This is a genomic window from Enterobacter sp. BNK-29 (genome assembly GCF_048684785.1).
In the GTDB taxonomy this organism is placed as follows: domain Bacteria; phylum Pseudomonadota; class Gammaproteobacteria; order Enterobacterales; family Enterobacteriaceae; genus Enterobacter; species Enterobacter cloacae_M.
The window spans coordinates 2,822,174-2,844,242 of sequence record NZ_JBLQTU010000001.1; the positions used below are offsets into that span (position 1 = coordinate 2,822,174).

Below are 22,069 nucleotides of genomic sequence, written 5' to 3' on the forward strand. Positions count from 1 at the left end.
GCCGTGAGGCGTTACGGTTGGCGTGAGTATTATTCACCCGTCTTTTACTGTTTTGACTTTTATTGGGAAGCGTCCGGGACGTCCGGATAAAGAGTGTGAGTATTTATTACACAATTATATCTGATGAAGAAAAAACTGAAGCGTCACGGTGCCGAAGATACCGCAAAAAGATGCCCTGAATCCCCGCTACACCATGCTTAACGATTCAGCAAATTTTTTAATGTTGCTTTTTTGTAAACGGATTAACACTGTGCAGAAATCCTGCTATGCTGCCCGACGCGGTATCGGGCATTTACCCTACAAACTGCTGTCTCACAGGAGCGTGAAGAGAACGCCCGCCGCATATGACAATGAGAGCGAGGAGAACCGTCGTGCTAGAAGAATACCGTAAGCACGTAGCAGAACGTGCCGCCGAGGGAATTGTACCCAAACCTTTAGATGCAACCCAAATGGCCGCGCTCGTCGAGCTGCTGAAGAACCCGCCTAAGGGCGAAGAAGAATTCCTGTTAGATCTGCTGATCAACCGCGTACCGCCTGGCGTAGATGAAGCTGCCTACGTAAAAGCCGGATTCCTTGCTGCTATCGCCAAAGGCGAAGCCACCTCCCCACTGGTTACTCCTGAAAAAGCCATTGAACTGCTCGGCACCATGCAGGGTGGTTACAACATTCACCCGCTGATTGACGCGCTGGATAACGACAAGCTGGCACCGATTGCCGCTAAAGCGCTCTCTTCCACGCTGCTGATGTTCGATAACTTCTACGACGTAGAAGAAAAAGCCAAAGCAGGCAACGTCTATGCGAAGCAGGTGATGCAGTCCTGGGCTGATGCCGAATGGTTCCTGAACCGCCCAGCGCTGGCTGAAAAAATCACCGTTACCGTCTTTAAAGTGACCGGTGAAACCAACACCGATGACCTCTCTCCGGCACCGGACGCGTGGTCTCGCCCGGATATCCCTCTGCATGCCCTGGCGATGCTGAAAAACGCCCGTGAAGGTATTGAGCCGGATCAGCCGGGCAGCGTCGGGCCGATCAAACAGATCGAAGCCCTGCAGAAAAAAGGGTTCCCGCTGGCCTATGTGGGTGACGTTGTAGGTACCGGTTCTTCCCGTAAGTCCGCAACCAACTCCGTGCTGTGGTTCATGGGCGACGACATTCCGCACGTGCCGAACAAGCGCGGCGGCGGCCTGTGCCTCGGCGGCAAAATTGCGCCAATCTTCTTCAACACCATGGAAGATGCGGGCGCACTGCCGATCGAAGTGGACGTTTCTAACCTGAACATGGGCGACGTGATTGACGTTTACCCGTACAAAGGCGAAGTGCGCAACCACGAAACCAACGAGCTGCTGGCAAGCTTCGAGCTGAAAACCGACGTGCTGATCGACGAAGTGCGCGCCGGTGGCCGTATCCCGCTGATCATCGGCCGTGGCCTGACCACCAAAGCGCGCGAAGCGCTGGGTCTGCCGCACTCAGACGTGTTCCGTCAGGCGAAAGACGTGGCGGAAAGCGACCGCGGCTACTCGCTGGCGCAGAAAATGGTGGGCCGCGCGTGCGGCGTAGCCGGTATTCGTCCTGGCGCGTACTGCGAGCCTAAGATGACCTCCGTGGGCTCTCAGGACACCACTGGCCCAATGACCCGTGACGAACTGAAAGACCTGGCGTGCCTGGGCTTCTCTTCTGATCTGGTGATGCAGTCCTTCTGCCACACGGCGGCCTATCCGAAGCCGGTTGACGTGACCACGCACCACACGCTGCCAGACTTCATCATGAACCGCGGCGGCGTTTCCCTGCGTCCGGGTGACGGCGTAATCCACTCCTGGCTGAACCGCATGCTGCTGCCGGATACCGTGGGTACCGGCGGTGACTCCCATACCCGTTTCCCAATCGGTATCTCCTTCCCGGCGGGCTCCGGTCTGGTGGCGTTTGCTGCTGCGACTGGCGTGATGCCGCTGGATATGCCGGAATCGGTGCTGGTGCGCTTCAAAGGTAAAATGCAGCCGGGTATCACCCTGCGCGACCTGGTTCACGCGATCCCGCTGTATGCGATTAAACAGGGCCTGCTGACCGTTGAGAAGAAAGGGAAGAAAAACATCTTCTCTGGCCGCATTCTGGAAATTGAAGGTCTGCCGGATCTGAAAGTGGAGCAGGCGTTCGAGCTGACCGATGCTTCCGCCGAGCGTTCTGCGGCGGGCTGTACCATCAAGCTGAACAAAGAGCCGATTATTGAGTATCTGAACTCTAACATCGTGCTGCTGAAGTGGATGATTGCAGAAGGCTACGGCGACCGTCGTACGCTGGAGCGTCGTATCCAGGGCATGGAAAAATGGCTGGCCGATCCGCAGCTGCTGGAAGCCGATGCTGACGCAGAGTACGCGGCGGTGATCGACATCGATCTGGCGGATATCAAAGAGCCAATCCTGTGTGCACCGAACGATCCGGACGACGCGCGTCCGCTGTCTGAGGTTCAGGGCGAGAAGATCGACGAAGTGTTCATCGGATCCTGTATGACCAACATCGGTCACTTCCGTGCTGCCGGTAAGCTGCTGGATACCCACAAAGGCCAGCTGCCAACCCGTCTGTGGGTGGCGCCGCCAACCCGTATGGACGCGGCTCAGCTGACCGAAGAGGGCTACTACAGCGTGTTTGGTAAGAGCGGTGCGCGTATCGAAATCCCTGGCTGTTCCCTGTGTATGGGCAACCAGGCGCGCGTAGCTGACGGTGCGACGGTGGTTTCCACCTCTACCCGTAACTTCCCGAACCGTTTAGGTACCGGAGCGAACGTCTTCCTGGCCTCTGCGGAGCTGGCGGCGGTTGCGGCGCTGATTGGCAAACTGCCAACGCCGGAAGAGTACCAGACCTTTGTGGCTCAGGTGGATAAGACCGCGGTGGATACCTATCGCTATCTGAACTTCGACCAGCTTTCTCAGTACACCGAGAAGGCCGACGGGGTTATCTTCCAGACGGCGGTATAAACAGCAAAACCGTCTCTACGAGACGGTTTTTAGTGTTTGCACCCTCTCCCACGGGAGAGGGACGGGGTGAGGGCATCAGGCCGCAGGGTCTTGCTCTCACCTTTTTATTTTCATTCCTCCCACCTCTCCCGCTTTTTTTCTTCCTCGCTGCTGCGATAATTACCGTAATGGCTTTGCAGAGGAAAACACTATGGATTACGAATTTCTGCGCGACATCACCGGAGTGGTGAAAGTGCGTATGTCGATGGGCCACGAAGCCGTTGGACACTGGTTTAACGAAGAGGTGAAAGAAAATCTCGCACTTCTTGATGAGGTTGAACAGGCGGCAAATACGGTGAAAGGCAGTGAACGATCCTGGCAGCGCGCCGGGCATGAATATACGCTGTGGATGGACGGTGAAGAGGTCATGGTGCGTGCCAACCAGCTCGAGTTTTCAGGTGACGAGATGGAAGAGGGGATGAGCTATTACGACGAAGAAAGCCTGTCGATGTGCGGCGTAGAGGATTTCCTTCAGGTGGTAAACGCCTACCGTGACTTTATGAAACAGAAATAACAGACCGGAGCATCCCTGCTCCGGCTTGCTCTTACACGGCCGGAATATTGCGGCCGTAGTAAATCTCGCGCATCTCTTTCCAGAGCAGGTCAGTAATCGCCTTACGCTCTTCTTCGCTCAAATCTTCCGGCTTCGTATGGAACATGTAGTGCTTAAGGTCAAATTCCTTAAGTAACATCTTGGTATGGAAGATGTTTTCCTGATACACGTTCACGTCCATCATGTCGTACAGCGATTTCATGTCCTCGGACATAAAGTTCTGGATGGAGTTGATCTCGTGGTCGATGAAATGCTTCATGCCGTTGATATCGCGGGTAAAACCACGCACGCGATAATCAATGGTGACGATGTCCGATTCCAGCTGGTGGATTAAATAGTTCAGCGCGTTCAGCGGTGAAATCACGCCGCAGGTCGATACTTCAATATCGGCGCGGAACGTGCACAGCCCGCCTTCCGGGTGACTCTCCGGGTAGGTGTGCACGCAGATATGGCTTTTATCCAGGTGGGCCACGACCACTTCCGGCAGCGGGCCCGGATGTTCAGTTTTGTCGATAAGCTTCGGGTCGACCGGCTCTTCGCTGACCAGAATGGTCACGCTGGCGCCCTGAGGTTCATAATCCTGTCGGGCGATGTTCAGGATGTTTGCGCCGATAATGGAACAGGTTTCTGACAGGATCTCGGTCAGACGGTTGGCGTTGTAGAGTTCGTCGATATAGGCGATGTAACCATCGCGTTCTTCCGCTGTTTTGGCATAGCAGATATCGTAAATACAAAAACTCAGGCTTTTCGTCAGGTTGTTAAAGCCATGCAGTTTAAGCTTTTTCAATTAGCTCACCCCCTTAGTGGATAATGCGTCTTGCAGGTACTGCGGCAGCGCGAACGCTGCGGTATGAATAGCCGGATTGTAGTATCGGCACTGAAGACCGGCCTGATGGAAGCGGGCCTGAATAATTTCGGTGGAGAGATGGCGTAATACGTCGTTATCGGTCGCCCAGGCAAAGGTCATGATCCCGCCGTAGTACGTCGGAATGGCCGCCTGATAGAAGCTGACGTCATCGAAATAGGTGCTCAGCTTACGATGGCTGTCGAGCGCTTCATCCTGCTGCAGGAAGCAGACGCCATTTTGTGCGACGAAGATCCCGCCCGGGTTCAGGCAGCGCTTGCAGCCTTCGTAGAAGGAGGAGGTAAACAGCGACGCGCCGGGGCCGATAGGGTCGGTGCAGTCGGAGATAATGACGTCAAAGGTCTGCGAGGTCTGGTTAACAAAGTTAACGCCGTCGTCAATCACCAGGCTAAAGCGCGGATCGTCATAGCTACCGGCATTGTGGTTGGGCAGATACTGGCGGCAGAAAGAGACGACGCCCGCATCGATTTCCACCATGGTGATGGTTTCAATGGAACGATGGCGGGACACTTCACGCAGCATTGCGCCGTCGCCGCCGCCGATAATCAGGACATGCTTCGCGTGACCGTGCGCCAGCAGCGGGACGTGGGTCATCATTTCGTGATAGATAAACTCGTCGCGCTCGGTGGTTTGCACCACGCCGTCCAGCGCCATCACGCGGCCAAAGGCGGCGTTTTCGAAGATGATGAGATCCTGGTGATCGGTTTTCTCATGATAGAGCACGTTATCAACGGCAAAGTACTGACCAAACTGGTCATGCAGTGTTTCATGCCACAACGTGTGGTCGGCCATACGCGGACTCCTCCTTTGTTAACATCCGTTACGCTCACAAAAAATGAGCGAAACATGATAGCTAACTATAACCGTGGTTGCACGGCTATAGGTTCAACAGGGGGCGTCGGGAAGGTTATTTGACGTAGGCGAGCAGGCTGAGTGAGTCGCGAGCCAGCGCTTTGCATTTTTTGGCAGTGGGAATACCAATACCGCTCAAGTCACGGTAGCTGTCTTCGCCGAGCGCCTTCATGTCGAAGCTGTCGTAGTTGCTGAGATCCCACTGGTTTTGCTGGGCAAAAAAGACCAGCGCGCGGCGAATCTGCCCGTTGGGTAAATTCTGGTAGCCACAATCATTTTTCAGGAATACAAAAACCGCCGTTAAATCGGCCATATCTTCCGCTTCATTTTCACTTAGCGCATAGCTGTTCGCACACATTGCCATCAGGCTTCCGAACAAAATTGTCCTGAAAAACGTCTTCATTGCTTCTACCACTTCTTCACGGAAAATTAACGTTAGCATACTTGATGCCGGTGCGACGATCTTTATTATTGCCGCTTGACTTGACCTTCCGGTAAGGGGAGGGTTTATGCTCAAAAGATCGCCTGCTGGAAATAAGGAAATGAACATGCAACGTCGTGATTTTTTAAAATATTCCGCTGTGCTGGGGGCTGCCAGCGCATTACCTCTCTGGAGCCGCGCGGTTTTCGCGGCCGACAGGCCTGCCTTACCCATCCCTGACTTAGTGACCGCTGACGCCCGCAGCCGTATCCAGCTTGTGGTTCAGGCCGGTAAAACGACGTTCGGCGAGCACCACGCCACGACGTGGGGCTATAACGGCAATTTGCTCGGTCCGGCGCTTCAGCTACGTAAAGGGAAAACGGTGACGGTGGATATCCACAACACGCTCGCCGAAGAGACGACGCTGCACTGGCACGGGCTGGAAGTGCCGGGCGAGGTGGACGGTGGGCCGCAGGGCATCATCAAAGCGGGCGGTACGCGCAGCGTCACCTTTACGCCCGATCAGCGCGCGGCGACCTGCTGGTTCCATCCGCATCAGCATGGTAAAACGGGCCATCAGGTGGCGATGGGGCTGGCGGGGCTGGTGCTGATTGAAGACGACGAAAGCCGCCTGCTGCGCCTGCCGAAGCAGTGGGGCATCGACGACGTACCGGTGATTGTGCAGGACAAGAAATTCAACGCTGACGGGCAAATTGACTACCAGCTGGACGTGATGAGCGCGGCGGTAGGCTGGTTTGGCGACACGCTGCTGACCAACGGCGCCATTTACCCTCAGCACGCCGCGCCGAAAGGCTGGCTGCGCCTGCGCCTGCTCAACGGCTGTAACGCGCGCTCGCTGAATTTCGCCGCCAGCGATAAACGCCCGCTGTATGTGGTAGCCAGCGACGGCGGGCTGCTGCCGGAGCCGGTGAAGGTGAGCGAGCTGCCGATGCTCATGGGCGAACGCTTTGAGGTGCTGGTGGATATCAGCGACGGCAAGCCGTTTGACCTCGTGACGCTGCCGGTGAGCCAGATGGGGATGGCGGTCGCACCGTTTGATAAGCCGCATCCGGTGCTGCGTATTCAGCCGCTGCTGGTGGCCGCTTCCGGCACGCTGCCTGATACGTTAACCACTTTGCCAGCCCTTCCGTCGCTGGAGGGACTTACGCAGCGCAGGCTGCAGCTCTCCATGAACCCGATGCTCGATATGATGGGCATGCAGGCGCTGATGGCGAAATATGGCGATAAGGCGATGGCGGGGATGCAGCACGGCCAGATGATGGGACACATGAATATGGACCACGGCAAAATGGGCGGCATGGGGAATATGAATCACGGCGACCACGGCTTTGATTTCCACAACGCCAACATGATCAACGGCAAAGCGTTCGACATGAATACGCCGATGTTTGCTGCGACAAAAGGGCAGTTTGAGCGCTGGGTAATTTCAGGCGAAGGGGACATGATGCTGCACCCGTTCCATATCCACGGCACACAGTTCCGCATTCTCACAGAGAACGGTAAAGCGCCGGATGCGCATCGCGCGGGCTGGAAAGATACGGTGAGAGTGGAGGGCGGCGTCAGCGAGGTGCTGGTGAAGTTTGACCATGAGGCGCCGAAAGAGTTTGCCTATATGGCGCACTGCCACCTGCTGGAGCATGAAGATACGGGGATGATGCTCGGCTTTACCGTATAAAAAAAGCCGGGTGGCGGCTTCACCTTACCCGGCCTGGATTTCGCAGGTGCGGCCTGATGCCCTCACCCTGGCCCTCTCCCACGGGGAGAGGGAACAAACACAAAAACGGCAACCGAGGTTGCCGTTTTGCATCTTTCCGTAGGCCGGGTAAGGCGTAGCCGCCACCCGGCTTTTTCAGTTACTTGTTTTCGTCAGGCAACGCATACGCGACGATATAGTCGCCCATCTTCGTGCCAAACGAACCGTGACCGCCGGCAGAGATGACAACGTACTGCTTGCCATTCACTTCATAGGTCATCGGCGTGGCCTGTCCACCCGCTGGCAGACGGCCCTGCCACAGTTTTTCACCGTTGGTCATGTTGTACGCGCGCAGGTAGTTATCTGCGGTTGCCGCGATGAACAGCACGTTACCGGCGGTGGAAATTGGGCCACCCAGCATTGGCATACCCATATTGAACGGCACCGGAACAGGCATCGGGAACGGCATGCTGTCCTGTGGCGTACCAATACGTTTTTTCCATACGATCTGGTTGGTTTTCAGATCCAGGCCGGAGATATAACCCCAGGCAGGCTGTTTACACGGCAGACCAAACGGCGACAGGAACGGGTTCAGCGTAACGCCAAACGGCACGCCGTACTGCGGCTGAATGCCGGCTTCGGTACCGCTGCCTTTCGCGTCTTTCGGCTGCTCCATTGGGTTGCCCGGACCGCGTGGGATCAGACGGGAAACGAACGGCAGCGCCATCGGGTTGGCGATCGCCACCTGACGGTTAGGGTCAACGGAAATACCGCCCCACTCGAACATCCCCAGGTTACCCGGGAAGACCAGCGTGCCCTGCTCAGACGGCGGCGTGAAGATGCCTTCATAGCGCAGCTGGTGGAACATCACGCGGCACACCAGCTGGTCAAACATGGTGGCGCCCCACATGTCCGCACCGCTGAGGTCTTTCTTCGGACGGAAGCTCAGGTCAGAGAACGGCTGGGTTTTGCTGACGTAATCGCCTTTCGCCGCGCCCTGCGGAACCGGTTTTTCCGGTGCTGGCACAACCAGCTTACCGTTGCTGCGATCCAGCACGAAGATGTTGCCCGTCTTGGCCGGCGCGTAAATCACCGGAACGGTTTTGCCATCAACGGTAATATCCGCCAGCGTCGGCTGGGACGGCATATCCATATCCCACAGATCGTGGTGAACGGTCTGGTAGCTCCATGCCAGCTTACCGGTGGTCGCGTTCAGCGCCACGATAGCGCTCGCATAACGCTCCTGCTCCGGCGTGCGGTTACCGCCCCAGATATCTGGCGTGGTCACGCCCATTGGCAGATAGACCAGGTCCAGCTTCGCGTCATACGCCGCTGGCGCCCAGGAGTTTGGCGAGTTAAAGGTAAAGGTGTGCTCGTCCGACGGGATCGCGTTTGGATCTTTCGCGCCCGGGTCGAAGGCCCACAGCAGTTTACCGGTGTTCACGTCGAAACCACGGATAACGCCGGAGGTTTCACGCGTGGAGAAGTTATCCGTTACCGAACCGGCAATCACGATGGTTTTATCGGTGATGATTGGCGGCGAGGTTGGCTCATACAGACCCGGCGTGGTGTCCGGCATGTTGGTCTGCAGGTTCAGGATACCTTTGTTGGCAAAGGTTTCGCACAGCTTGCCCGTTTCGGCATTGATGGCGAACAGACGGCCATCGTTCACCGGCAGCATAATGCGGCGAGGACAGTCGGCAATGACCTCCGGGCTGGCATTATCGGCGCGCGCTTCGTGGTAAGAGACGCCGCGGCAGGTGACGTGCTGGAAGGACGGGTTGGAGTTCAGCTGCGGATCGAAGTGCCATTTCTCTTTACCGGTGGCCGCGTCGAGCGCGAACAGACGCTGGTGCGCCGTACACAGATAAAGCATGTTGCCGACTTTAATCGGCGTCACTTCGTTGGTCAGCTCGCCCGGATCGTTCGGCATCTTCACATCGCCGGTACGGAATACCCAGGCTTCCTTCAGGTTTTTAACGTTGTCCGCGTTGATCTGCTTCAGCGGAGAGTAGCGTTGACCTTCCTGATTACGACCATATGCAGGCCAGTCGCCGTCAGCGACCTGCGAGATAGCTGCCGCAGGCGTGGATTCTGCGTTCAGCGTACCGTTGATCTCCTGCGGGTCATTAAAGCCGGCCCAGGTCAGAATGCCGCCGGTAATCAGCAGGGCAACAACCAGGCCCGCCACCGCACCGCTGGACGGCACAATCAGGCGACGCCAGACGAACGGCAGGATCAGCCAGATACCGAAGAAGACCAGGATGTCGCTGCGCGGCGTCAGTGCCCAGAAGTCAAAACCGACTTCCCAGACGCCCCAGATCATGGTGGCAAGGAGGAGGGCGGCATACAGCCACAGTGCAGATTGTTTTCTACGCAACAGCAGGACGGTTACGGCAACCATAACCAGACCCGCAATCGGGTAGTACCAGGAGCCGCCTAAAGCGACCAGCCAGACGCCACCGATTAACAGATACAGCGCGCAGAAGGCTGCGAATGCGGCTGTTAATGTCACCAGTAGACGCGGCTGTTTAGAGTTTGTTTCAGCCATAGAAAGTGTACTCGTCAGTTTTTGTTAATAATTTGCTAGCAACTAATTATAGGTATTAACAAGTGTGATCGGAATCACAATATTTGCTTTTTATAACTCATACGCCAGGGTTATCCATTTGCTGATATAATGGCTGGCTTGCGTATCAGTGCTGGATATTAACTCATCCGTATTGAGAGATTTTCACTAAAATCATTTGGTTAGTAATATGAAACATACTGTTGAAGTGATGATCCCGGAAGCCGAGATCAAAGCGCGTATCGCCGAACTGGGTCGTCAAATCACCGAACATTACAAGGACAGCGGCAGCGAAATGGTGCTGGTCGGTCTGTTGCGCGGCTCTTTCATGTTCATGGCAGACCTGTGCCGTGAAGTGCATGTGCCCCATGAGGTCGATTTTATGACCGCCTCCAGCTACGGCAGCGGCATGTCCACTACCCGTGATGTGAAAATCCTGAAAGATCTGGATGAAGATATTCGTGGCAAAGATGTGTTGATCGTTGAGGACATCATCGACTCCGGCAACACGCTGTCAAAAGTGCGCGAGATCCTGAGCCTGCGCGAGCCAAAATCTCTGGCGATTTGTACGCTGCTGGATAAACCTGACCGTCGTGAAGTGCAGGTGCCGGTAGAGTTCGTGGGCTTCTCGATTCCTGACGAATTCGTCGTCGGTTACGGCATTGACTACGCGCAGCGCTATCGTCATCTGCCGTATGTGGGGAAAGTGGTACTGCTGGACGAGTAATCGAGGGCTAATGCCCTCATCCCGGCCCTCTCCCACAGGGAGAGGGAGAAAATCCCCGGCTTTATTTATGATTTACATGCTTAAGCTGAAGGTTGGCAATTCCCGAACGATAACGCTGCTCCAGCGTTTCGCGGTTGGTGGCGGTCACTTCCAGATTGCGCAGCAGGCCATCGTGAATACCGTACGCCCAGCCGTGGATAGAGACCTTCTGCCCGCGTTTCCACGCTGATTGCATGATCGTTGAGTGGCCCAGGTTATATACCTGTTCCATCACGTTGAGTTCGCAAAGGGTATCCATGCGACGCTCCTGCGGCATTTCGCCCAGCAGTGAGCTATGTTTGAACCAGATATCGCGGATGTGCAGTAGCCAGTTATCAATGAGCCCCAGTTCCGTGTTTTCAACCGCCGCCTGCACGCCGCCGCAGCCATAATGGCCGCAGATGATGATGTGCTCGACTTCCAGCACGTCAACGGCATACTGAACAACAGAAAGACAGTTGAGATCGGTGTGAATCACGAGATTGGCGACATTGCGGTGAACAAACAGTTCGCCGGGTTCAAGGCCGGTCAGGCGCTCCGCCGGTACGCGGCTGTCGGAACATCCAATCCACAGAAAGCGTGGGTTCTGAGCCTGCGCGAGTTTTCCAAAAAATCCGGGGTCTTCCTCCACCAGCATTTTTGACCATAGTGCATTGTTGCTGATGAGTGTATCTATGTTGTTCATGGAGGTTAGCGACCTGTAACCGAGTTATTGCGTTGCGCTACTATAGGGTAACCCGACTTTTAATGAAACCACACAACGTGTGTAAGAACTGAAGGTAAGTTAATTTCATGGCAATTGCACTGGAGCTTGAGCAGCTTAAAAAAACCTATCCGGGTGGCGTTCAGGCGCTACGCGGAATAGATCTGAAAGTAGAGGCCGGTGATTTTTACGCGCTTCTGGGGCCGAACGGGGCGGGGAAATCGACCACCATTGGGATTATCAGCTCGCTGGTCAATAAAACGTCCGGCCGGGTGAGCGTCTTTGGGTACGACCTGCAAAAAGATGTGGTGAACGCCAAGCGCCAGCTGGGGCTGGTTCCGCAGGAGTTCAACTTCAACCCGTTCGAGACGGTGCAGCAGATTGTCGTTAACCAGGCGGGCTATTACGGCGTTGAGCGTAAAGAGGCCCTCGAGCGTAGCGAAAAATACCTTAAGCAGCTCGATCTGTGGGAAAAGCGTAACGAACGCGCGCGCATGTTGTCCGGCGGGATGAAGCGCCGCCTGATGATCGCCCGTGCGCTGATGCATGAGCCAAAGCTGCTGATCCTCGATGAGCCGACTGCAGGTGTTGATATCGAACTTCGTCGTTCCATGTGGGGCTTCCTGAAAGATCTCAACGATAAAGGCACCACCATTATTCTTACCACCCACTACCTGGAAGAGGCTGAAATGCTGTGCCGCAACATCGGCATCATTCAGCACGGCGAGCTGGTGGAGAACACCTCGATGAAGAATCTGCTCTCCAAGCTGAAATCCGAAACCTTCATTCTCGATCTGGCGGCGAAAAGCGCGCTGCCAAAACTTGAAGGCTACAACTATCGTCTGGTGGATACCTCGACGCTGGAAGTGGAAGTGCTGCGCGAGCAGGGGATTAACAGCGTATTCTCACAGCTGAGCGCGCAGGGGATTCAGGTTTTAAGTATGCGTAACAAAGCGAACCGACTGGAAGAGCTGTTTGTCTCTCTGGTACATGACAAACAAGGAGACAAGGCATGACGCATCTTTACTGGGTCGCGCTGAAAAGTATCTGGGCGAAAGAGATCAACCGCTTTATGCGTATCTGGGTGCAAACCCTGGTGCCGCCGGTCATCACGATGACGCTCTATTTCATCATCTTCGGTAACCTGATTGGTTCCCGGATTGGTGAAATGCACGGCTTTACCTATATGCAGTTTATCGTGCCGGGCCTGATTATGATGGCGGTGATCACCAACGCCTATGCCAACGTGGCGTCGTCATTCTTCAGCGCCAAGTTCCAGCGCAATATTGAAGAGCTGCTGGTCGCGCCGGTGCCGACGCACGTCATTATCGCGGGCTATGTTGGCGGCGGCGTGGCGCGCGGGCTGTGTGTGGGGATCCTGGTCACGGCGATTTCGCTGTTCTTCGTGCCGTTCCAGGTCCACTCGTGGCTGTTTGTCGCGCTGACGCTGCTCCTGACGGCGATCCTGTTCTCGCTGGCCGGTCTGCTGAACGCCGTGTTCGCCAAAACGTTTGACGACATCAGCCTGATCCCGACCTTCGTGCTGACGCCGCTGACCTATCTCGGCGGGGTGTTCTACTCCCTGACGCTGCTGCCACCGTTCTGGCAGGCGCTGTCGCACCTGAACCCGATTGTCTACATGATCAGCGGGTTCCGCTTTGGCTTCCTCGGCATCACCGATGTGCCGCTGTTTACCACGGTGGCGGTGCTGGTGGTGTTTATCATCGCCTTCTACCTGCTCTGCTGGTCGCTGATCCAGCGCGGACGCGGGCTGCGCAGCTAATCTTTTGCCCGGCGACGTTCTGTTTGCCGGGCACTTTCTTTGACAGTTATCACCGTAAGCTAACCTTCACTCCGCTAAACTACTTGCCTGCTAAGGAGGGAGTTATGCTGGGATGGGTTATCACCTGCCACGATGAACAGGCGCAGGAAATGCTGGATAAGCTTGAAGCCAGATTTGGCCCGCTGGTGCAATGCCGGGCGGTAAACTACTGGCGCGGGTTGAGCACCAACATGCTGAGCCGCATGATGTGCGATGCCCTGCATGAAACTGACACCGGAGATGGCGTGATTTTTCTTACCGATAAATCGGGCGCGGCGCCTTACCGCGCAGCCGCGTTGCTGAGCCATAAGCACGCGTGCTGTGAAGTGATCTCGGGTATTAACTTCTCCCTGCTGGCGTTAATGTATCCGCAGCGTGGATACTTAAGCAGCGCTGAGTTTCGCCAGGCCATCGTGGCGCAGGGCGTTCCGGGCGTCAGCAGCTTGTGGCATCAGCAGCAAAAAAATCCTCCCTTCGTCCTGCTCCACGATTTGTATAAGAATTAAACGTTGGTATTGATGTCTCATTTGTTACAATAGCGGCAGTTTTCCGCACCGATTAAGACACCATGCTACCGCGCATTCTTTTCTTGCTATTGATGCTCATTTCCGGCGTCAGCTCAGCCAGTTTACTCAGCCAGCACACGCTGCCTGCCCAGTACATGCAAACCACCGAAGACGCGGCGATCTGGGCGCAGGTGGGGAACAGCGTGATCAACGTCGGTAACGTGCGTGCCGGGCAGATCCTGGCCGTTGTGCCTGCGGCGGCGGACTACTACGAATTTCGCTTCGGTTTTGGCACGGGGTTTATCGACAAGGGGCACCTGGAGCCTGTTCAGGGGAAACAGCGCGTCGAGGACAGCCTCGGGGATCTCAATAAGCCCCTGAGCAATCAGAACCTCATTACCTGGAAAGACACGCCGGTGTATAACGCGCCGTCGAGCGGCAGCGCGCCTTTCGGCACGTTAAGCGCCAATCTGCGCTATCCAATACTGAATAAACTGAAGGACCGTCTGAATCAGACCTGGTTCCAGATCCGCATCGGCAATCGTCTGGCGTGGATCAGCAGCCTGGATGCGCAGGAAGATAACGGACTTCCGGTTCTGACCTACCATCATATTCTGCGTGATGAAGAGAACACCCGTTTTCGACATACGTCCACGACCACCAGCGTACGTGCGTTCAACAACCAGATGGCCTGGCTACGCGATCAGGGCTATACCACCCTGACGATGTACCAGCTTGAAGGGTACGTGCGTAACAAAATGAACCTGCCTGCAAAATCGGTGGTGATTACCTTTGACGACGGCCTGAAATCCGTCAGCCGCTATGCCTATCCAGTGCTGAAAGAGTACGGCTTCAAGGCTACCGCGTTTATTATCTCTTCCCGCATAAAAGGCCATCCGCAGAAGTGGGATCCAAAATCGCTGCAGTTTATGAGCGTGCAGGAGATTAAGGGGATTCAGGATGTGTTCGATATTCAGTCTCACACCCACTTCCTGCACCGCGTGGATGGGTATAAACACCCGATTTTACTGAGCCGCAGCTATCACGTGATTTTGTTTGATTTTGAACGCTCGCGTCGCGCGCTGGCGCAGTTTAATCCACGCGTGCTCTATCTTTCCTATCCGTTTGGCGGCTACGACAATAAAGCGATAAAGGCGGCGAATGACGCCGGTTTTCATCTGGCGGTGACGACGGTGAAAGGGAAGGTGAAGCCGGGGGATAATCCGTTCTTACTGAAACGCCTGTACATCTTAAGAACGGATTCGCTGGAGACAATGTCGCGGCTGATCAGCAATCAGCCGCAGGGATAGTGCTTAAGCAACCTGAACCGGAATCGCCTTCGCGGTACGTTTCATGTCGTTGTCGCCTTCAAAGTAGGCAACTTTCGGCTGCCAGCGGCGTGCTTCTTCATCAGACATCATCACGAAGCTGGCGATAATCACAATATCGCCCACGTCCGCGCAGTGCGCTGCCGCGCCGTTAACGGAGATGATTTTAGACCCGCGCTCGGCGGCGATGGCGTAGGTTGAGAAACGTTTGCCGTTGTTAACGTTCCAGATATCAATCGCTTCGTTTTCAAGGATGCCCGCAGCATCAAGGAAATCCTGGTCGATGGCGCAGGAGCCTTCATAGTGCAGGTCGGCCTGGGTGACTTTCACACGGTGAAGCTTACCTTGCAGCATTTTGCGAATCATTACGTTTACCTTTCATCTTCCGGGTAGAGAAACCTACGCCAGTTCAACCACTTTGTTGTCGATTAGGCGGGCCTGACCAAGCCATGCCGCCACCAGAATGACCGCACGTTTGCTGGTCTGTGTAAGCTCCAGAAGCGTGTCGGCATCGCGAATTTGAATATCATCAGCGCGGAAGCCTTTATCGTTCAGCGCCTGTTCAGCCAGAGCAATAATCTCTTCGGCCGTTAACTCTTTCGCCAGCAGCTGTTCTGCCATGGTGTTCATGACCTTGCTTAAGCCCGGCGCGATTTTACGCTGGTCGGCGGTCAGGTAGCCATTTCGCGAGCTGAGCGCCAGACCGTCTTTCGCGCGTACAATCGGTACGCCGACAATCTCGATATCGTAGCCCATGTCCGCAACCATCTTGCGGATCAGCGCCAGCTGCTGGAAATCTTTCTCACCGAAGCAGGCAACGTCCGGCTGCACCAGGTTGAACAGCTTGCTGACGATGGTCGATACGCCGCGGAAATGACCCGGGCGGCTTGCGCCTTCCAGCATGGTGGAAATGCCCGGTACGTCAACGTAAGTGGCCTCATCGGTACCCTGAGGATAGACATCCGCCGGTGCCGGAGAGAAGACAATATCCGCATGGCGTTTTTTGAGCTTCTCGCAATCTTCCTGCAGGGTGCGCGGATAGCGTGCCAGATCGTCGGCGCGGTCAAACTGCATTGGGTTAACGAAGATACTGACCACCACGATATCTGCACGGGCTCTTGCTTCGTCAACCAGCTTCATATGGCCGTCATGCAGGTTGCCCATGGTCGGGACCAGTGCGATACGTTTACCTTCCTGACGCGCGCGGCGGATATGCTGGCGAAGCAGCGGCAGGGTTTCAATGATTAGCACAACGAGACTCCTTAATGGAAACTGTGTTCTTCACCCGGGTAAACACCGGATTCAACGTCGGCAATATACTGCCTGACCGCAGCGCGCATGTCGCCCGCTTCGGTGAGGAAATTTTTGGCAAACTTCGGAATATGCCCGCCGGTGATGCCAAAGGCGTCGTGCATCACCAGGATCTGACCGTCGGTCACGTTGCCTGCACCGATACCAATCACCGGAATGGACAGCGCGTCGGTGATGCGTTTCGCCAGCTCAACCGGCACGCACTCCAGCACCAGCAGCTGGGCGCCTGCGGCTTCCAGCGCCAGAGCATCATCGAGCAGCGTCTGGGCTGCATCGCCGCGGCCCTGTACTTTATATCCACCAAAGATGTTGACGGACTGCGGCGTCAAGCCCAAATGGCCGCACACCGGCACGGCGCGCTCGGTGAGCATCTTCACCGTATCCACCAGCCAGGCGCCGCCTTCAATTTTGACCATGTTAGCGCCAGCACGCATGACCGCTGCCGCGTTTTCGAATGCCTGCTCCGGCGTGGCATAGGCCATAAACGGCAGATCGGAAAGCAGCAGGCAGGCTGGAGCCCCGCGGCGCACCGCACGCGTATGGTAAGCGATATCCTCAACCGTGACCGGCAGGGTGGAATCATGTCCTTGTACCGTCATCCCTAACGAATCTCCGACCAGCATGACGTTGATACCCTCTTCGGCAAAGAGTTTGGCGAAGCTGTAGTCATACGCGGTGATGGTGGCGAAGCGTTTTTTTTCCTGTTTGCATTTCTGCAGTAAGGAGATGGTGGTTGGTTTCATACTGTTTCCTGATAGCCCAAAAGCGAATCTTTGCGCATTCTAACAGTAACATTCGGGGGAACAATGATTTTAGGTAACCGATTAGCCACAATTATTTTGAGGTTAATCGGCAGAGGAACCGGATCACCAGCGGGTGGGTCTTTCCGCGTTGAGGTTGTCCAGAATGGTCCTGAGTGGGATGCCATCCGGGAAGATGAGATCGGGGGCGACTTCAAACAGCGGCCAGAGCATAAACCCGCGATTTTTCATGTCGTAATGCGGAACGGTGAGACGTTCAGTGTTAATGGTCTCGTGACCAAACAGCATAATGTCGAGGTCCAGCGTGCGCGGTCCCCAGCGCTCGGCTTTGCGTACGCGGCCCTGCTGCAGTTCGATGCGCTGGGTATTGTCCAGCAGCGTTTCGGCATTCAGAGCGGTTTCCAGCACCACGGCGGCGTTCAGATAATCAGGCTGATCCTGCGGCCCCAGCGGCGGGGTACGGTAGAAAGAGGAGACCGCCACGATCTTGCTTTGCGGGATCTCCCCCAGCGCCTGTACGGCAGCGTTCACCTGCTCCAGCGGAGAGGCTAAATTGCTGCCGATGGCGATATACGCAAGGGTCATGCTGTCCCTTCACGACGCGGCGCGCGTTTGCGCGGACGACGATGGCGGCGACGCGGTTCCGGCTCTTCATCCAGCCCGGTGAGCATATCTTTTTGCTCCGGCGGGGCGGAGACCTGGAATTCAGCCCACCACTGCGCCAGGCGCTGCAGCTCCTGGTTGCGTTCAATTTCAGCACGCAGCGACAGCAGATCGAAGGCGGCGCGGAATTTTGGATGCTCCATCAGCTTCCAGGCGCGTTTGCCCTGACGACGGGACATGCGCAGCTGAAGCTGCCAGATATCGCGCACCAGCGTGGTAATGCGTTTTGGAATAGCGAGCGTACGGCACCCTTCGTCCAGCACGTCGTTTGCGGCCAGCGCGAAGGCATCATAGTAGGCAAGCCCGCTCTCCTGGGTAATTCGCTGGGCCGTTTCCAGCAGCGGATACCAGAACATCGCCGCAAACAGGAACGCCGGATTGACGCGCATGTCGTTGCGAATACGGGTATCGGTATTTTTCAGCACCTGCGCAATCATCCGCTCCATTGGGCTGTCACCGCTTTCGGTGAAGTAGCGGGTAATGGTCGGGAACAGGGGCTGGAAAAGGTTGTATTCGCGCAGCAGATTGTAGGTTTCAAAGCCGTGGCCAGCCTGCAGCAGCTTCAGCGCCTCTTCGAAAAGGCGGGCAGGCGGCACGTCGTTAATCAGCGTCGCCAGACGCGGGATCGGCTCTGCCGTTTCCGGGCTGATGCGCATATTGAGCTTGGCGGCGAAACGCACGGCGCGCAGCATACGCACGGGATCTTCGCGATAGCGCGTTTCCGGCGTGCCGATCAGACGGATCAGACCTTCTTTCAGGTCCTGCATGCCGCCGACGTAATCGCGCACGGTGAAATCCGCCACGCTGTAATAAAGGCTGTTGATGGTGAAGTCGCGACGCTGGGCATCTTCTTCGATAGAGCCGAAGATATTGTCGCGCAGCAGCATGCCGTTCTGGCCGCGCTGTGACGTGGTGCGATCGGATGCGCCCGCTTCGTGGTGGCCGCGGAAGGTCGCCACTTCGATAATTTCCGGCCCAAACATCACGTGAGCCAGACGGAAACGGCGGCCAACGAGACGGCAGTTGCGGAATAATTTGCGCACCTGCTCAGGCGTGGCGCTGGTCGTCACGTCGAAATCTTTTGGTTTTTTGCCCAGCAGTAAATCACGTACTCCACCGCCCACGAGATAGGCCTCGTAGCCCGCTTTATTCAGACGATAGAGCACCTTGAGGGCATTTTCACTGATATCTTTGCGGGAAATAGTGTGCTGCTCACGCGGAATAACCGACATGTGTGGCTGTGCAATAGCATCGTTCGCCATGCTCTCTTCGCGGCTTAGCACTTTACGGCAAAAATTAGCGACTCGGGTAAAAATGGTACACCTCGTAGTGTGTTTTGTTATGAAAAAAGCGGCTAATCATAGCTCAGCGCAACGCATTTGAGAATGCTGGATTTTTGGCACTGCCGCGAGCGTCCAGTTGGCAACGGCCATTTTCAGCAGTTCGTCAATACGCAGATCCTGCCATTCATTGGTTACATTCTGGTTGAGAAATCGCAGCGCGTCGATCAAAACAGGACGCGGATCGCCGTCTGGCAGGGCCGGAGCGTGGTTCTGCTTTGACAATTTAAAGCCCTGTGCATTGACCGCCAGCGGCAGATGAATGTAGTCCGGGGCCGTCCAGCCAAACTGGTGATACAGCGATATTTGTCGCACGGTCGGTTCGACCAGATCCGCCCCGCGCACAATTTCCGTCACGCCCTGGAAACGATCGTCGACGACCACCGCCAGGTTATAGGCAAACAGGCCGTCACGGCGATGAATAATAAAATCCTCACGCGCCAGACGTTCATCGGCATGAATCTCACCGGAGAGGAGATCGGTAAAGCGCGTCACCGGGGAGCGCTGTTTTATACGCACGGCGGCATTTTCCGGAGGAAGATTAAGCGTGCGGCAGTGGCCGTCATAGACGCCACCCACGCTCTGGATACGCGCGCGGGTGCAGGTGCAGTTATAGGAAAGCCCCCGATCGCGAAGCCAGGCCAGACGTTCCCGATAGGCCTCGTGACGTTTTGACTGCCAGAGCACCTCGTCATCCCAGTGAAGACCGTAATGTTCCAGCTGACGCAGAATCGTCTCTGCAGCACCGGGAACTTCACGCGGGGGGTCTATATCTTCAATGCGGACAAGCCATTTTCCCTGGCGGGCGCGAGCCTGCAGGTAGCTGCCGAGCGCGGCAATTAATGAGCCGAAGTGTAATTCACCGGAAGGAGATGGCGCGAAGCGCCCAATATAGTGTGATTCAGACATATCAACAGTAACAAGGCGGGAGAGACTCCCGCCTTTGGAGTGTGTAAACAGCGCTGGTATTAACCGGCCATCTGTTTTTCGCGGATTTCGGCCAGCGTTTTACAGTCGATGCACAGATCGGCGGTTGGACGCGCTTCCAGGCGACGAATGCCAATTTCAACACCGCAGGATTCGCAGTAGCCAAAATCTTCGTCTTCGACTTTTTTCAGCGTTTTCTCGATCTTTTTGATCAGTTTGCGTTCGCGGTCACGGTTACGCAGTTCGAGGCTGAACTCTTCTTCCTGAGCGGCACGGTCTACCGGATCCGGGAAGTTAGCAGCTTCATCCTGCATATGAGTAACGGTGCGATCGACTTCATCCCTGAGTTGATTACGCCATGCTTCAAGAATACGCTTGAAGTGCGACAGCTGGGCTTCGTTCATATACTCTTCGCCCGGCTTCTCTTGATACGGCTCCACCCCAGCGATGGCGAGAATACTCAGGGACGATGTTTTACGGTTTTGCCCTTCTTGCATGTTGCTTCTCCTTAACACGCACTATCGATCCCCGTGTTGGGGGAAAAATCAGGTCGCTATAAATAGCAGATGCTTTTCCGTATGGCAATTATCTAAACGTAACACTTGACAAGCCTGTGAGGAAAAGCGTATTTGCGCACGCGGCCAGAACACTTATTCGTCAATGTCTAATCCCTTATAAGACAATGGGAAGAGACGATCTCAGAGTCATATTATCGGCAGAAAGTTCCGCTTTATAAGCGAAAACCTCTACCCCCTGCTTTTGTGCCTCATTCAACAATTGCGCGTATTTAGGATCAATATGGCGGGCAGGTGAGAAACGTTCAATGGCTGAATGCAACACCGCAAACAGCAATACGGCGCGTTTGCCCGCCGCCGCAACACTCATTAGCTCTCGCAGATGCTTCTGGCCACGTAGCGTTACCGCATCCGGGAAGTAGCCATTTTCCTGTTCCGCTAACGTCACTGATTTTACTTCAATATAGCACTCGGGCCTGTCTTCCGCCTGTAACATGAAGTCAATTCTGCTGCCTTCATCGCCATATTTCACTTCACTTTTATGCGTGCCATATCCCACCAGTTCGGGAATGGTGCCAAGGGTCAGCGCTTCCTTAACCAGCTGATTTGCGCGCTGGGTATTAACGCAAATAAATGCCCCGTTTTGTGTTTCGGTCACTTCCCAGGTATGGGCATATTTGCGTTTACTATTTTCTGATGTGGAATACCAGACCCTGTCACCCGGCGTTGCACACCCCGTCATGGCGCCGGTATTGGGGCAGTGCAGGGTGAGCTGAATCCCTTCGGGGGTGATCACGTCGGCGAGGAAGCGTTTGTAGCGTTGGATAAGCGTAGCGTGCTGCAGGGGAGGACTAAACTTCATCGGAATTCCTTTCGGTGTTGCCCAGCGTCCAGCGCTGTAGCGGCGTATAGCGGGTGCGTCCCTGTGCAAAGACGGATTCGTAAAGCGCGAATGCGTTGACCGGAAAGGCCCAGTGAAAACCCGGCGGCGGGATGGCAACGGCCTGACCGGCATCGCGCAGCAGCGTGATATGTGGATGAAACGGCTGTGGGCTCTGATAACAACCGCTGCGCGCCGCCTGGGCACGCAGCATATTCGCCAGCTGCAATAATCCGCGCGGCGGCTGGCGCGTTCCCAGCCACACCACGCGCGAACGCAGCCACTGGCCCGCGTCGTCGAGGTGCAGCGTAAATTCCGGCTGGGCAATACGCCCGGCCATTGCGGCTAACGCCCGCTGTTTTTCGGCACTGACGTCGCCCAAAAAGGCCAGCGTCAGGTGCAGGTTGGCAGCCGCGACAGGGCGGCCCGCTTCAGGCGGAAAGCAATCGGCGCGCCAGCGAACAATTTGACGCTGTATTGTGGTGGGCAATTCAATGGCAAAAAACAGCCGTTTCGACTCAGGCATACGGAGGACTCGGTAATGATATGCGCCGATGCTACAATG

General features: G+C 55.7%; 22 protein-coding genes. 8 read left to right on the top strand and 14 right to left on the bottom strand.

Features of this window, described 5'->3' with window-relative positions; all coding sequences use genetic code 11:
• Positions 1-371 precede the first annotated feature (371 nt).
• Both acnB and yacL read left to right on the top strand, forming a co-directional pair.
• Positions 372-2,969: a bifunctional aconitate hydratase 2/2-methylisocitrate dehydratase gene (acnB, locus tag ACMGGX_RS13475; protein WP_126796864.1), complete on the top strand. Its 2,598-nt coding sequence runs from the start codon at positions 372-374 to the stop codon at positions 2,967-2,969.
• Positions 2,970-3,159: 190 nt separating this feature from the next.
• A complete protein-coding gene (yacL, locus tag ACMGGX_RS13480; RefSeq protein ID WP_023310423.1) occupies positions 3,160-3,522 on the top strand; it encodes a protein YacL in 363 nt (120 codons plus the stop codon).
• A gap of 31 nt (positions 3,523-3,553) precedes the next feature.
• Here the strand turns inward: yacL and speD are convergent, their stop codons facing one another.
• The 3 genes from speD to ACMGGX_RS13495 form a co-directional block, all read right to left on the bottom strand.
• Entirely contained in the window at positions 3,554-4,348 is a 795-nt protein-coding gene (gene speD, locus ACMGGX_RS13485; RefSeq protein WP_032649781.1) for an adenosylmethionine decarboxylase, read from the bottom strand.
• On the bottom strand, positions 4,349-5,218 hold the full coding sequence (gene speE, locus ACMGGX_RS13490) for a polyamine aminopropyltransferase (protein WP_023310424.1): 870 nt from the start codon (positions 5,216-5,218) through the stop codon (positions 4,349-4,351).
• A 115-nt stretch (positions 5,219-5,333) separates the two neighbouring features.
• Positions 5,334-5,681: a YacC family pilotin-like protein gene (locus tag ACMGGX_RS13495; protein ID WP_014882582.1), complete on the bottom strand. Its 348-nt coding sequence runs from the start codon at positions 5,679-5,681 to the stop codon at positions 5,334-5,336.
• Between the two features lie 145 nt (positions 5,682-5,826).
• Here ACMGGX_RS13495 and cueO point away from each other — a divergent pair, with 145 nt between their 5' ends.
• Positions 5,827-7,395, top strand: a complete 1,569-nt coding sequence (gene cueO / locus ACMGGX_RS13500) for a multicopper oxidase CueO (protein ID WP_348562033.1) — start codon at positions 5,827-5,829, stop codon at positions 7,393-7,395.
• 178 nt (positions 7,396-7,573) lie between these two features.
• Here cueO and ACMGGX_RS13505 read toward each other — a convergent pair whose 3' ends face one another.
• Positions 7,574-9,964: a glucose/quinate/shikimate family membrane-bound PQQ-dependent dehydrogenase gene (locus tag ACMGGX_RS13505; protein ID WP_196367366.1), complete on the bottom strand. Its 2,391-nt coding sequence runs from the start codon at positions 9,962-9,964 to the stop codon at positions 7,574-7,576.
• Positions 9,965-10,172: 208 nt separating this feature from the next.
• Between ACMGGX_RS13505 and hpt the strand changes: the two genes are divergently transcribed.
• Positions 10,173-10,709: a hypoxanthine phosphoribosyltransferase gene (gene hpt / locus ACMGGX_RS13510; RefSeq protein WP_008501948.1), complete on the top strand. Its 537-nt coding sequence runs from the start codon at positions 10,173-10,175 to the stop codon at positions 10,707-10,709.
• A 61-nt stretch (positions 10,710-10,770) separates the two neighbouring features.
• Here the strand turns inward: hpt and can are convergent, their stop codons facing one another.
• Positions 10,771-11,433, bottom strand: a complete 663-nt coding sequence (gene can, locus ACMGGX_RS13515) for a carbonate dehydratase (protein WP_348562034.1) — start codon at positions 11,431-11,433, stop codon at positions 10,771-10,773.
• A 107-nt stretch (positions 11,434-11,540) separates the two neighbouring features.
• Between can and ACMGGX_RS13520 the strand changes: the two genes are divergently transcribed.
• From ACMGGX_RS13520 to ACMGGX_RS13535, 4 genes are all read left to right on the top strand, one after another.
• A complete protein-coding gene (locus ACMGGX_RS13520) occupies positions 11,541-12,467 on the top strand; it encodes an ABC transporter ATP-binding protein (RefSeq protein ID WP_003856300.1) in 927 nt (308 codons plus the stop codon).
• Positions 12,464-13,234, top strand: coding sequence for an ABC transporter permease (locus ACMGGX_RS13525; protein ID WP_023310428.1), 771 nt, complete (start codon positions 12,464-12,466; stop codon positions 13,232-13,234). The genes ACMGGX_RS13520 and ACMGGX_RS13525 overlap by 4 nt, the downstream gene beginning before the upstream one ends.
• Before the next feature lie 104 nt (positions 13,235-13,338).
• Complete coding sequence (locus ACMGGX_RS13530; protein WP_181594407.1) at positions 13,339-13,779, top strand: PTS sugar transporter subunit IIA; 441 nt, start codon at positions 13,339-13,341, stop codon at positions 13,777-13,779.
• A 62-nt stretch (positions 13,780-13,841) separates the two neighbouring features.
• Positions 13,842-15,089 (top strand): polysaccharide deacetylase family protein, encoded by a 1,248-nt coding sequence (locus ACMGGX_RS13535; protein ID WP_045355167.1) that lies wholly within the window; start codon positions 13,842-13,844, stop codon positions 15,087-15,089.
• 3 nt (positions 15,090-15,092) lie between these two features.
• Here the strand turns inward: ACMGGX_RS13535 and panD are convergent, their stop codons facing one another.
• The 9 genes from panD to thpR all read right to left on the bottom strand — a co-directional run bounded on the left by panD (position 15,093) and on the right by thpR (position 22,030).
• Positions 15,093-15,473, bottom strand: a complete 381-nt coding sequence (panD, locus tag ACMGGX_RS13540) for an aspartate 1-decarboxylase (RefSeq protein WP_006810068.1) — start codon at positions 15,471-15,473, stop codon at positions 15,093-15,095.
• Positions 15,474-15,506: 33 nt separating this feature from the next.
• Positions 15,507-16,358: a pantoate--beta-alanine ligase gene (gene panC, locus ACMGGX_RS13545; RefSeq protein WP_023310431.1), complete on the bottom strand. Its 852-nt coding sequence runs from the start codon at positions 16,356-16,358 to the stop codon at positions 15,507-15,509.
• An 11-nt stretch (positions 16,359-16,369) separates the two neighbouring features.
• Positions 16,370-17,161: a 3-methyl-2-oxobutanoate hydroxymethyltransferase gene (gene panB, locus ACMGGX_RS13550; RefSeq protein WP_223534982.1), complete on the bottom strand. Its 792-nt coding sequence runs from the start codon at positions 17,159-17,161 to the stop codon at positions 16,370-16,372.
• Positions 17,162-17,284: 123 nt separating this feature from the next.
• Complete coding sequence (gene folK / locus ACMGGX_RS13555) at positions 17,285-17,764, bottom strand: 2-amino-4-hydroxy-6-hydroxymethyldihydropteridine diphosphokinase (protein ID WP_420298481.1); 480 nt, start codon at positions 17,762-17,764, stop codon at positions 17,285-17,287.
• Entirely contained in the window at positions 17,761-19,158 is a 1,398-nt protein-coding gene (gene pcnB / locus ACMGGX_RS13560) for a polynucleotide adenylyltransferase PcnB (RefSeq protein ID WP_072162357.1), read from the bottom strand. Before pcnB ends, folK begins: the two co-directional genes overlap by 4 nt.
• A gap of 42 nt (positions 19,159-19,200) precedes the next feature.
• Positions 19,201-20,091: a tRNA glutamyl-Q(34) synthetase GluQRS gene (gene gluQRS, locus ACMGGX_RS13565; RefSeq protein ID WP_420298482.1), complete on the bottom strand. Its 891-nt coding sequence runs from the start codon at positions 20,089-20,091 to the stop codon at positions 19,201-19,203.
• Between the two features lie 59 nt (positions 20,092-20,150).
• On the bottom strand, positions 20,151-20,606 hold the full coding sequence (gene dksA / locus ACMGGX_RS13570) for an RNA polymerase-binding protein DksA (protein ID WP_001155232.1): 456 nt from the start codon (positions 20,604-20,606) through the stop codon (positions 20,151-20,153).
• Between the two features lie 175 nt (positions 20,607-20,781).
• Complete coding sequence (gene sfsA / locus ACMGGX_RS13575; protein WP_205916166.1) at positions 20,782-21,486, bottom strand: DNA/RNA nuclease SfsA; 705 nt, start codon at positions 21,484-21,486, stop codon at positions 20,782-20,784.
• Positions 21,476-22,030, bottom strand: a complete 555-nt coding sequence (gene thpR, locus ACMGGX_RS13580) for an RNA 2',3'-cyclic phosphodiesterase (protein ID WP_126796870.1) — start codon at positions 22,028-22,030, stop codon at positions 21,476-21,478. Before thpR ends, sfsA begins: the two co-directional genes overlap by 11 nt.
• Between the last annotated feature and the right edge of the window lie 39 nt (positions 22,031-22,069).